Origin of the sequence: Stenotrophomonas sp. 22385 (assembly GCF_052045085.1) — a bacterium.
GTDB lineage: Bacteria > Pseudomonadota > Gammaproteobacteria > Xanthomonadales > Xanthomonadaceae > Stenotrophomonas.
Genome location: NZ_JBQEOG010000003.1, coordinates 413,724 through 425,080 on the forward strand (window position 1 = coordinate 413,724; position 11,357 = coordinate 425,080).

The window sequence follows — 11,357 nt, forward strand, 5'->3', positions numbered from 1 at the left end:
CGCTGTTGATGCGCAGGCCCGAGGACAGGCGCTGGATGGTGGTGGCCAGGCTGGAACCGCTGGTCGACAGATTGCGCTGAGCATTCAGCGACATCACGTTGGTATTGATTACTTGTGCCATTTATCTCATTCCTGTGGGCAAGTTCCGGCCGCGGCGTGCACCCGGAGTTGACGCAGAGTCCGCACCCGTGCCGGATGCAGCTGTTGCAGGAGAGATAACGGCGGTTTGCCCGGAGGCTTGAGCAAAAATACGCGGAAAACATCACCCGGGCGGGGTGATGGTCGGTCGTCGGGCGCGTCCGGCAGCGCCGGAACACGCGCGAAAGCCTGCAGCGCGGGGCGTTTGGCGCCCGGCGTGCGCGCTATGTCAGCGGATCGCGTTGAACAGCGACATCTGCTGCATCTGGGTGAAAATCGTCTGCGCGGCCTGCAGGGAAATCTGTTCCAGCTGGTACTGGCCGATGGCTTCGGCGTAATCCAGGTCGCGCATGGCCGACAGGGTGGTCTTCAGGGTCACCCCGTTGGCGTCGCGCAGCGCGCCGGCATCGTCGATGACCTTCAGCTGCGCACCACCGGCGGCGCGGGCGTCGATGAATTTCTCCGAGGCACGGGCCACATCGCGGATGCCGGCCTGCAGGATGTTCTGCTGGCGGGCCACGGCGGTGGGATCGTCGGCAGCGTTGTCCAGCGCGTTGATCATCCCGTCGAGGGTGGAGAAGATGTCGCGGGCATCGGCCGCTCCGATCCCGAAGCTGTCGCCCGCCTTGGGTTCGCCTTCGATCCGCATTGAAACACCCTCGAACGTGATGTCTTCGCCGGCCTTGAAGGCTCCGGTCTTGACCACGGTATTGGTCGCATCGACCACTTCATAGGCGTCCGGGCCGGTGAAGCGCAGGGTATAGCTGGCGCCATCCCAGTTGCCGGAGGCCGGATCGCGGCCGAAGGTGGTCAGCACGCCGGTGCCGGTGTTGGTGGCGGCCGCGCTGCCGTCCAGAGTGCCATCGCCGGTGCGGATGCGCAGGAAGATCTCGCTTCCGGGCAGGGCGTCCTTGACGAAGGTGTCCGGCGCAACTTCCACCTGGCGCTGGGTCTGGTCGCCGTTGTAGGTGACCACGCCGTTGCTGAGTTTGAATGGCGCGTCGGCGTCGTCGGTCCCGCCGAACAGGTAGCGGCCAGTGCCGTCGGTGGAGTTGGCCAGCGACAGCAGACCGTCACGCACGCTCTTCAGTTCCGAGGCGATCGACTTCAGGTCGGCCGCCGACAGCGCGGGATTGTTGGCCTGGATGGTCAGCTCGGTGATGTGGGCCATCATCTCGCCTGCCTGGGCCAGCGCGTTTTCCTGCAGGCCCAGGCGGTTCTCCACCACGTCGCCATTGCGGGCGAAGCGGTCCAGTTCGGCCACGGCGCGGTCCAGGCCGACCGCGGTGCCGGCGGCGACCGGGTCGTCCTTGGCGCTGACCAGCTTCTTGCCGGTGGCCAGCTGCTGTTCGAGGTGGTTCATCTTGCTCTGCTTGGCCATCATCATCGAGATGGACTGGTTGAACATCATCCCGGTGGAGATTCGGTTGTTCATCGCGAAACGGCTCCCAGGATGGTCTGGAACATGGTGTCGGCAGTGGAAATCAGCTGCGAGGCGGCCTGGTAGGCCTGCTGCAGCCGGAGCATGTCGGCGGCTTCTTCATCCAGGTTGACGCCGGACACCGAGTCGCGCGAGGCCTGCGCCTGGTCGGTGATGACCTGCTGGGCCTGCAGCGAGTAATCGGCCGCGCGCGCGGCCGAGCCGACCAGAGTGGTCAGGCCGCCAAGCGCGCCGTTGAGCGTGACCGTGCCGGCATTGAAGGTCTTGGCATCTTCCACCTTGGCCAGCAGCAGCGCATTGGTGTTGTCGCTGGACCCGGCCGGGGTGGGGCTGATAGTGAAGCTGTCGCCCACCTTGGGTGCACCGTCCAGGACGAAACTCCAGCCGTTGGCGCTGATCGTCTGGCCTGCCGTGTAGGTGAACGGGCCGGCGCCATCAAGGGTGTATTCGGTGGCGCTGGTGAACACGATCGCAGCCGGATTGCGCAGGTTCGTGTTGGTGTAATCGCTCACAGCCACACCACTGACCTTGCCGGTGCCGGTATTGCCCAGGCTGGCGGCCGCCTTGACCGGTGCGGCAGCGGCAATGCGCGAGGTATCGGTGATCGCCACCGACAGGGTGCCGGCCACGCCGGCGGTGGGCTGCAGCAGGAATCGATCGTTCTGTGCCGGAGTGCCGGACATCACCATTTCCACGCCATTCAGCACCAGCGGGTCGGCCGCGGTGCCGGTGCCGGTCATCGGCACGGCCGCACCGGTGTCGGCGCGGGTAGCCTGCCAGGCGCCCCCGTCGAACTTCAGCACGATGTTCTGGCCGTCCAGCCTGGACAGGTCGCCGAAGCTGGCACTGAAGCTGGCGTTGCCGGTGTTGCCGGTGTTGCCGGTAACGCGCGGGCTGCCGTAGTTGAAGAAGTCGCCGCCCATGTTGCCGTACAGGTCGACGCCCTGGTGATGGGTGTCGTTGAAGTTGCTGGCCAGTCCCACGGCGAGCTTGCCCAGTTCGGCCTGGGTAGGGGTGAGCACCGAATCGCGGAATTCGAGCAGGCCGCCGATCTGGCCGCCCAGGCTCTTCGGGTCCAGGGTGATCTTCTGGCCCTGGGTTTCCATCGCCAGCTGCAGGCGCTCGGGCTGGTACGGGTCGGTGACGGTGGTGACCTTGCTGGCGGTGGTACCCACCACCACGGCCTGGCCGCCGGCGGTGTAGACGTTCATGAAGCCGCCGTCCTGGATCACCGCGGTGCCGCCGGTGTAGCCGATCAGGTTGGCCACCAGCTGGTCGCGGCGATCGAGCAGGTCTGGTGCGGCGGTGTTGGCGTTGCTGCCGATCGCGCCGTTGAGCTGGGCGATTTCGGCGGCCAGCCGGTTCACCTCGGAAGCGCCGGCGATCAGGCCGTTGTTGACCTCGCCATTGAGCGTGTTGAGGCTTTCGTTGAGCTGCTTGAAGCGGCTGGCCAAGGTGCCGGCGTTGTCGAGGACGTTCTGGCGGTCGGCGGTACCCGAAGCATTCGAGGACAGCCCGCTGACCGTATCGAAGAAGTTCGACCACACGCCTGAGACATTGGTGGCGGTGTCCGAGAACAGCGAATCCACACGGTCGGCCAGGGTGGACAGCTGCTTCAGCCGCGCCAGTTCGCCGCTGCTGTCGAGCAGCCGCGAGATCGCCAGCTGGTCGGCGACGCGGCGCACGTCGGTGATGCGGGTGCCGTTGCCGATATCGCCATAGCCCAGGTTCTGCGGGCTGGCGGTGGCGAAATCCACCTTCTGCCGGCTGTAGCCGGGCGTGTTGATGTTGGCGACGTTATGGCTGGTGGTGGCCAGTGCGCGCTGGAAGGCGAGCAGGGCGCTGGTGCCGGTGGAAAGTACGGACATGGCTTACCTCAACGACGGATGGCACCCAGCCCGGCGGGGCTGGCGGTGCTGGCAAAAGTGCGACCCAGGCGCTGGCTGGCATCGCCCACGGCGGCGATGGCACGCTCGATGGTCGGGCCGCCGGCGATCGCGGCGATCTTGGCCGCGTAGCTGGGGTCGGTGGCGTAGCCGGCCTTCTGCAGGCCCTGGGCGAAGCCGCGGACATCGCCGCCGGCCTGCAGCGCGTTCTGGTAGCGCGGGCTGTTCTTGAGCAGTTTCACGTAATCGGCAAAGCTGTCGCCGACCGAGCTGTAGGCGCGGAAGCTGGCGGTTTCATTGCGGCGCACGCCATCGACGTACTCGTGGGTGCCGCTGGTGGCGCGCTCGCCACTCCAGCCGCTGGCCTTGATCCCGAACAGGTTGTGCGAGCTGCCGCCGCCATTGCGCTGCACCAGCTTGCGGCCCCAGCCGGTTTCCAGCGCGGCCTGGGCGACCAGCGCCTTGGCGTCCACGCCCAGTTCGCGCGCGGCCTGCTGCGCGTGGCCCCAGATGCTGGCCACGAAGCCTTCGGGGGTATGTGCGCCCAGCTGGGCGGCAGCGGTGCTGCCGGCCAGCGTGTCCACGGCGCTGGGACCGGCGCTGGCGGCGGTGGTGCCGACGTCGCGCCACCGGTCGTCGGCCATTGCCCAGTTTTCGCTGGACGTATCGGCGGCGGGCGCGGCGCCGTACGGATCGCTGCGGCCGATCGCTTCATGCATCTGGCTGCTTTCACGCCCGGCAATCAGGTCCAGCGCGCGCTCCATGGGCTGCAGCACCGCCGACGGTGCCCGCCCGCCGAGCTGCTGCAGCAGATCCACTTCGCTGGGTGCGGAAGGCGCTGCACCCGAAGCGGGCAGGGCCATCGGCGCGGCGGCCGGCGCGTTGAGCCGGTACGCGCGCAGCGCTGCGGCGGGATTCAGGCCGGTGTCGGTGGGCCTGGCAGCTTCGGTCCCGCTACCGCCAAGCTGGCGCGAAATCATCGCCGACAACCCCAGGCCACGGCCCTTGGTCATCGCTTCGGCGATCTTCTGGTCGTACATGTCGCGGAACATCTGGTTTTCGCCGGGCAGCAGCGAATCGCCGAAACTGGCATCGCGCATGCTCTTGACCAGCATCTGCGCGAACTGGCCTTCCAGCTGGCGCGCGACCTTGTCCACCTTGGCCGGGCTGTTGGCCTGGGTCGGGTTGAGCTCCAGTGACGGTTGGATACGCATCAGATCACCTCGAGTTCGGCACTCAGCGCGCCGGCCTGCTTGAGTGCCTCGAGGATCGCGATCAGGTCGCCCGGGGCAGCGCCCACGGCATTGACTGCATGCACGATCTCATCGAGGGTGCTGCCGCCGTCGAACTTGAACATGCGGCTGCCATCGTTGGTAGCGGTGATGGTCGACTGCGGCGTGGCCACGGTCTGGCCGCCAGCGAAGGCATTGGGCTGGCTGACGTTGGTGTTTTCGTTGATCGTCACGGTCAGCGAACCATGCGAGATGGCGGCTGCGCCGACCCGGACCTGCGATCCGATCACCACGGTGCCGGTACGCGAGTTGACCACCACCTTGGCCGGCGCGGTGCCGGGGGTAAGTTCCAGGTTTTCAATGCGGGCCAGCAGGCCGATGCGTGCGCCCGGGTCGTTGGGCGACTGCACCGCCACGGTGACGCCGTCCACGGCGCGCGCGGCGCCATCGCCGAACGCATTGTTCAACGCGGCGACCATGCGCGACACGGTGGTGAAGTCGTTCTTGTGCAGGTTCAACGTAATCTCGCCGCCGGCGCTGAACACGTCGGGCAGCGCGCGCTCGACCGTGGCGCCGTTTGGAATGCGGCCGACGCTGGGCACATTGACCGACACCCGCGAGCCATCCTTGCCCTGCGCGCCGAAGCCGCCCACGACCAGGTTTCCCTGCGCGATGGCGTAGACCTGGCCATCGGCACCCCGCAGCGGCGCCATCAACAGCGAACCACCGCGCAGCGACACCGCGTTGCCGATGGAGGAGACGGTGATATCGATCGGCTGGCCCGGCTTGGCGAATGGCGGCAGTTCGGCGTGGATCGCTACGGCGGCCACATTCTTCAACTGCGGGTTGACGTTGGCCGGCACGTTCACGCCCAGCTCGCCCAGCAGGTTCTTGAGGCTCTGCACGGTGAAGGGTGCCTGGCTGGTGCGGTCACCGCTGCCATCCAGCCCAACCACCAGACCGTAACCCACCAGCGCATTGCCGCGCACGCCACCAACCTGCGCCAGGTCCTTGATCCGTTCGGCCGAGGCCGAAGACATGCACAGAACCGAGACGGCGACGACGTAGATCCACGCCCTGCGTGGATTCGCGGAAATGATCGAAAAAATGCTCTTCATATCAGCCTCAGAACGGCACCAGCGCCGAGTTGAAGAAGCGGCTCAGCCAGCCCATCGCATTGGACTGGGCAACCGGGCCGCGGCCGCCGTAGACGATGCGCGCATCGGCCACGCGGCTGGAGGGAATGGTGTTGTCCGGGAAGATGTCCGCCGCGCGCACAATGCCCTGCACCTGTACCAGCTCATCGCCCTGGTTCAGTCGCAGGTTCTTGGCACCCTGCACGACCAGGTTGCCGTTGGGCAGGCGCTGCATCACGGTCACCGTCACGCTGCCCTGCAGGCGGTTGCTCTGCGCGCTGGTGCCCTTGCCGGTGAAGTCGCGCGAGCCGGTCGCGCTGGCGCCCAGGATGTCCTTGCCACCCAGGGTCACCGGCGCACCGAACAGGGTGGGCGTGCCCAGCGCCAGGTTGGACTCCTTGTCGGTGCTGGTGTTGGCGGTGGTCTGCGCGGTGGTGCTCTCGGTCAGGGTGATGGTCAGCAGGTCGCCGACATCACGCGCACGTCGGTCCGAATACAGCTGCAGCCCCGGGCCGGATGCGTAGATCGCCCCGGCGGTGGCCGGTGCGCTCGGCGCGACCACGGGCACGACCGGGGCCATTGCCGGGTAGGGGCGCACGTCGCCTGCAATGACGCAGCCGCCGAGCAGGGTGGTCACGGCGCTGGCGAGCAGCAGGCGAAGGGTGGGGCGCAGAGTCGACATGGCAGGTTCCCGGTTCAACCGATCAGACGTTGTTGTTGAGGTAGCCGAGCATGGAGTCGGTGGTGGAGATCGCCTTGGCGTTCATTTCGTAGGCGCGCTGGGTTTCGATCATCGATACCAGCTCTTCGACCACGTTGACGTTGCTGCCTTCCAGCGCACCCTGCACCACGCTGCCCAGGCCGTTCAGGCCCGGGTTGCCGTTCTGTGCCGGGCCGGAGGCGGTGGTCTCCAGGAACAGGTTTTCACCGCGTGCCTGCAGGCCGGCCGGATTGACGAAGTCGGTGAGGGTCAGCGCGCCGATTTCCACCGAGGCGGCGTCGTCGGCCATCTTCACGCTGATGGTGCCGTCGGTGCCGATGGTGAGGGACTGCGCGCCTTCGGGAATCTGGATGCCCGGTTGCACCGGGTAGCCGCTGTTGGTGACCAGTTCGCCCTGCTGGTTGCGCTGGAACGAGCCATCACGGGTGTATGCCGAGGAACCATCGGGCATCTGCACTTCGAAGAAGCCACGGCCATTGACCATCACGTCCAGCGCGCGGCCGGTCTGCTGCTGGCTGCCCTGTTCGAAGTTCTTCGAGGTGGCCACTACGCGGACGCCGGTACCCAGCTGCAGGCCGGTGGGCAGCTGCGTCTGTGCCGACGACGAACCGCCAGGCTGGCGCACCTGCTGGTACAGCAGGTCTTCGAAGCTGGCACGGTCCTGCTTGAAGCCGGTGGTGTTGGTGTTGGCGAGGTTGTTGGAAACCACCGACATGCGCGTCTGCTGCGCATCCAGTCCGGTCTTGGCGATCCACAATGCCTGGTTCATGGCGTTGTTCCTGTGTTGATGCGGGTGGCCACGTGGTGCAGCCGTTGTCCTGGGTGATGCATGGCGCGTGCCACAATCGCGCCGGAATTACGTCGGCGCCGCCGGTCAGCTGCCCAGACGCAGCAGGGAGTTGGCGCTGCGGGCGTTTTCATCGCCGTGCTTGATCACCTTCACCTGCATTTCGTACTGCCGCTGCAGCTGGATCATCTGGACCAGCGCCCCGGCGGCATCCACGTTGCTGCCTTCCAGCTGGCCGCTGTCCAGCGACTTGCCCTGGGCCTGCACGAATGGCTGCTGCGGGTCGGTGTTGCGCATCAACCCGTCCAGCCCGCGCTCCAGCCGCGCGTCCTCGGCGGCGACCACCCGCAGGCGGCCGATCACCGCCATGGTCTGCGGGCCTTCGCCCTGCGGGATGATCGAAATGGTGCCGTCGTTGCCGATGTCCATTGCCTGGTGCGGCGGAATCGCGATCGGGGCGCCGTTCTCGTCGAGCACCGGGTGGCCACCGGCGGTGACCAGCTGGCCGTTGGGCGTGATCGACAGCGAGGCACCGCGGGTATAGGCCTCACCGCCCCCCGTCGGCGCCTGCACCGCCAGCCAATTGCCCGCGTCCAGCGACAGGTCCAGCGCGTTGCCGGTGATGTGCTGCGCACCCTGCCGCCGGTTGAAGCCAGCATCGACGTGCAGGGCGTCCACGCGCGACGCGTAGCCGGCACCCTTGATCGGGAAGGCCTCGGTATTGGCGAGGGCTTCCTTGAATCCGGGGGTATCGGTGTTGGCCAGGTTGTGCGACAGCGTGCCCTGCGCCTGCAGGGATGCGCGTGCACCGGTCATCGCTACGTAGAGAGCCTTGTCCATGGATGTGTTCCCGTGCTGCTGCGATCAGTGGCTCATCAACGGATGTTGATGATGGTCTGGGTGATCTGGTCCATGGTGGAGACCATCTGCGAGTTGGCCTGGAAGTTGCGCTGGGCGGTGATCATGTTCACCAGCTGCTCGGTCAGGTCGACTGTGGAGGCTTCCAGCGAACCGGCCTGGACCTTGCCCAGGTTCGAGCTGTCCGGCGCGCCGGTACGCGGGGTACCGGAGCTGAAGGTTTCCACCCACAGGTTGTTGCCCTTGGCTTCCAGACCCTGCGAGTTGTTGAAGGTGGTCAGTGCGACCTGGCCCAGCGGCTTGTCGTCGCCGTTGGTATAGCGGGCGTATACCACGCCTTCTTCGGACACCGTGATCTCGTTGAGCTTGCCGGCCGCGTAGCCGTCCTGCTGGGTGTTGCGCAGCGCGAACTTCTCGCCGTACTGGGTCGAACCGGTCACATCCAGGGTCATTGCCAGGGTGCCGGCGCCGGTGGTCGGGGTGAACGGATCCATCACGATCTGGCCATTGGCCGGGTTGGTCAGCGCGCCGGCACCGTTGAAGGTCAGGGTAGTGGGAGTACCCACTGCCTGTCCGTCGACGTAGTTGTAGACCTGCCATTCGTTGGCCGTTGCGGTCTTGACGAAGTACGAGGTCTGGGTGTGGCTCACGCCCAGTGAGTCGTACACGGTGATGCCGCCGGTGGACTGGTTGTAGCTGTTGGAATCGGTCGGGTCGAAGGTGGCCAGGGTCGGCTGCTTCGCGTTGGCCGGCAGGGTGAAAGCAACGTTGACCTTGCCGGTCTGCTTGGGCGGGCTGTCGGTGGTGAGCAGCTGCAGGTCGGTCAGGCGGCCACTGTCGAAGCTGGTGCCATCGGCGTTGGGCGCGAACACCTGGAGGCGGGCGCCCTGGGGATTGGTGACATAGCCGGCCTGGTCGGTCTGGAAATTGCCGGCGCGCGAGTACACGCGGGCGCCGTTCATGCTCATGGTGAAGAAGCCTTCGCCGGAGATCGCCATGTCCAGGCTGCGTCCGGTCTGCTCGTTGTTGCCCTGCGAGAACTGCTGGGCCACGTTGGTCAGGCGCACGCCCGAACCCACTGCATTCTTGGACAGGCCATAGCTGGTGGCCGAGAACAGGTCGGCGAACTCGGCGCGCGATTCCTTGAAGCCGGTGGTGTTGACGTTGGCGATGTTGTTGGCGGTGACGTTCAGGTCGGCATTGGCGGCATTGATGCCGGACAGCGAAATGTTGAAGCCCATGGGATTCTCCTTGGATGCGTGACGAAGGGACTCAGCTGACGCGCAGCACGTAGTCGATCGGGGCCGTGCCCAGGCCCTTGAGGTTGAGGTACAGGCCGTCCGAGCCGACGGTGACGCTCTCCACCGGTGCTTCGACGTAGGTGTTGATCTTGGTCTGGGTGCCGGCGCTGTCGGTGTGGGTGGCCGCGATGGTGTAGCTGCCGGCAGCCATGCGGTTGCCGTTGGCATCCTTTCCATCCCAGTCAAAGGTCACTTCCCCGGCTTCCTTGGCTTCCACGCTGAGCTGGGTCACCTTCACGCCGTTGGCATCGGTGATGTCCACGGTGACGTAGCCGGCGCCGGGTGCGGCGACCATGCCGCTGGCATCGCCTTCGGCATCCAGCTGCCACTTGGTGGACGGCACAAGCACGTCATGGCCGACCAGCGCCGCGCCCCGCAGCACCTGGTCGCCGGCCATCGATTCCTGAAAGCCCTTGACCGTGCTGTTGAGGTCATTGATGCCCTGCACCTGGGACAGCTGCGCCATCTGCGCCACCATCTGGGTGTTGTCCATCGGCTTGAGCGGGTCCTGGTGTTGCAGCTGCTCGGTCATCAGACGCAGGAAGTCGGCCTGGTCCAGGGTGTCCTTCTTCTTGGTGGTGCTGCTGTTGGGTGCATTCAGCCCCAAGGCACTGTAGATGTCGGTGTTGCCGACGCCGCTGGTGGTGCTCATGACGGTATGTCCTGCGATGAGAAGGGTCAGCGACCCATGGTCAGGGTGGCCAGCGCCAGTTCCTTGGCGGTGGTGAGCATCTCCACGCCGGCCTGGTAGTTGCGCGAGGTCGATATCAGATTGACCATCTGGGCGACGGGGTCGACATCGGGCTGGTAGATGTAGCCATCACCATCGGCCAGCGGGTGGCCGGGCTCGTAGCGCTTGATTGGCGCGGCGTTGCTCTGGCTGATTTCCTTGACCTGGACGGTGGTGATGTTCGGGTCGGTACGGCTGGTCACCGACTGGAAGATCGGCTCCAGCGGCTTGTAGACGGCATCGGCCGAGCCGGCGACGGTGTCGGCGTTGGACAGGTTGGAAGCCAGCGTGCTCATGCGCACGGACTGGGCCTGCAGCGCGGAGCCGGCAATATCGAAAATGGGCAGGTTGCTCATGGCTTATTGCCCCGTGATCGCGGTGAGCATGGAGCGCACCTTGGATTCGACGAAGCTCAGCGAGGCGCGGTATTCCAGCGCGGCGCGGCCATAGGCGGCGCGCTCGGCATCGGGATCGACGGTGTTGCCGTCGATGCTCGGCTGCACGCCTTCCTTGGTGACCTGGAACGGGTTGAGCCCGCCACCGATGGTGAAGTGCTGCTCGTTGGTGGTCCGCATGAGCCCGTTGCTGTCGGCACCCTGGGCGTTGCGCAGGGCGGCATCGAAGTCCAGGTCCTGGGCCTTGTACCCGGGGGTATCGGCATTGCTCAGGTTGCTGGCAATCAGCTTCATCCGCTGCTCGCGCAACGGCATGGCCTGGGCATGGACACCCAGATAGTCGGAAATCAGGTTGGGCATGGCGCTCTCCCACGGGACGATGTGGGGAGTGGTGCAAGCGGCATGCCAAAAAGCAGCGATTCATTGCGTGGGAGGGCGGGGGTCGGCAGGGCCTGCCGGGACACGCCGTGAACCCATCCATGGGGGCTTGTCAAAAACATCCCTGTTTTTGACAGTCCCGTCAGGCCCTGCCGACCCCCGCCAACCGACATCGCCTCGCCGCGGGGCAAGCCTTGAACTGTCGGAGGGGTAGAGCCGGGCTTCGCCCGGCTGCATTCTTCATGGTTGCCCGGGATAGGCAGGCGCCAGCCATGTGTCGAGGGTCGGGGCGGAGGGGGTTGCGGGACCGTAGAGCGCCATGGATGGCGCGAACGAGCCTACAGGGACGTACTT

12 protein-coding genes are annotated in these 11,357 nt (G+C 66.2%); all 12 read right to left on the reverse strand.

The genetic code is table 11. From position 1 onward, the window contains the following. The coding region (locus ACTJI4_RS08525; RefSeq protein WP_440869048.1) for a flagellin N-terminal helical domain-containing protein at positions 1 to 121 on the reverse strand (121 nt) is incomplete at its 3' end. Positions 122 to 367: 246 nt separating this feature from the next. Then, on the reverse strand, positions 368 to 1,573 hold the full coding sequence (flgL, locus tag ACTJI4_RS08530; protein WP_392917318.1) for a flagellar hook-associated protein FlgL: 1,206 nt from the start codon (positions 1,571 to 1,573) through the stop codon (positions 368 to 370). Beyond that, positions 1,570 to 3,447 (reverse strand): flagellar hook-associated protein FlgK, encoded by a 1,878-nt coding sequence (flgK, locus tag ACTJI4_RS08535; RefSeq protein WP_440869040.1) that lies wholly within the window; start codon positions 3,445 to 3,447, stop codon positions 1,570 to 1,572. The genes flgL and flgK overlap by 4 nt, the downstream gene beginning before the upstream one ends. Positions 3,448 to 3,455: 8 nt before the next feature. Then, complete coding sequence (gene flgJ, locus ACTJI4_RS08540; protein ID WP_440869041.1) at positions 3,456 to 4,679, reverse strand: flagellar assembly peptidoglycan hydrolase FlgJ; 1,224 nt, start codon at positions 4,677 to 4,679, stop codon at positions 3,456 to 3,458. After that, entirely contained in the window at positions 4,679 to 5,737 is a 1,059-nt protein-coding gene (locus tag ACTJI4_RS08545; RefSeq protein ID WP_392917328.1) for a flagellar basal body P-ring protein FlgI, read from the reverse strand. The genes flgJ and ACTJI4_RS08545 overlap by 1 nt, the downstream gene beginning before the upstream one ends. A gap of 85 nt (positions 5,738 to 5,822) precedes the next feature. Continuing rightward, positions 5,823 to 6,515 (reverse strand): flagellar basal body L-ring protein FlgH, encoded by a 693-nt coding sequence (gene flgH, locus ACTJI4_RS08550; protein ID WP_392917331.1) that lies wholly within the window; start codon positions 6,513 to 6,515, stop codon positions 5,823 to 5,825. Between the two features lie 22 nt (positions 6,516 to 6,537). Continuing rightward, positions 6,538 to 7,323, reverse strand: coding sequence for a flagellar basal-body rod protein FlgG (gene flgG, locus ACTJI4_RS08555; protein WP_068851734.1), 786 nt, complete (start codon positions 7,321 to 7,323; stop codon positions 6,538 to 6,540). A gap of 105 nt (positions 7,324 to 7,428) precedes the next feature. Next, positions 7,429 to 8,181, reverse strand: coding sequence for a flagellar basal body rod protein FlgF (locus tag ACTJI4_RS08560; RefSeq protein WP_068851737.1), 753 nt, complete (start codon positions 8,179 to 8,181; stop codon positions 7,429 to 7,431). 35 nt (positions 8,182 to 8,216) lie between these two features. After that, positions 8,217 to 9,440 carry a flagellar hook protein FlgE gene (gene flgE, locus ACTJI4_RS08565; protein ID WP_392917334.1) on the reverse strand — a complete coding sequence of 408 codons (1,224 nt, stop codon included), beginning with the start codon at positions 9,438 to 9,440 and terminating at the stop codon, positions 8,217 to 8,219. Positions 9,441 to 9,471: 31 nt separating this feature from the next. Further along, entirely contained in the window at positions 9,472 to 10,152 is a 681-nt protein-coding gene (locus tag ACTJI4_RS08570) for a flagellar hook assembly protein FlgD (protein WP_392917337.1), read from the reverse strand. A gap of 26 nt (positions 10,153 to 10,178) precedes the next feature. After that, on the reverse strand, positions 10,179 to 10,586 hold the full coding sequence (gene flgC, locus ACTJI4_RS08575; protein ID WP_068851745.1) for a flagellar basal body rod protein FlgC: 408 nt from the start codon (positions 10,584 to 10,586) through the stop codon (positions 10,179 to 10,181). A 3-nt stretch (positions 10,587 to 10,589) separates the two neighbouring features. Then, a complete protein-coding gene (gene flgB / locus ACTJI4_RS08580) occupies positions 10,590 to 10,985 on the reverse strand; it encodes a flagellar basal body rod protein FlgB (RefSeq protein ID WP_392917341.1) in 396 nt (131 codons plus the stop codon). Positions 10,986 to 11,357 lie beyond the last annotated feature (372 nt).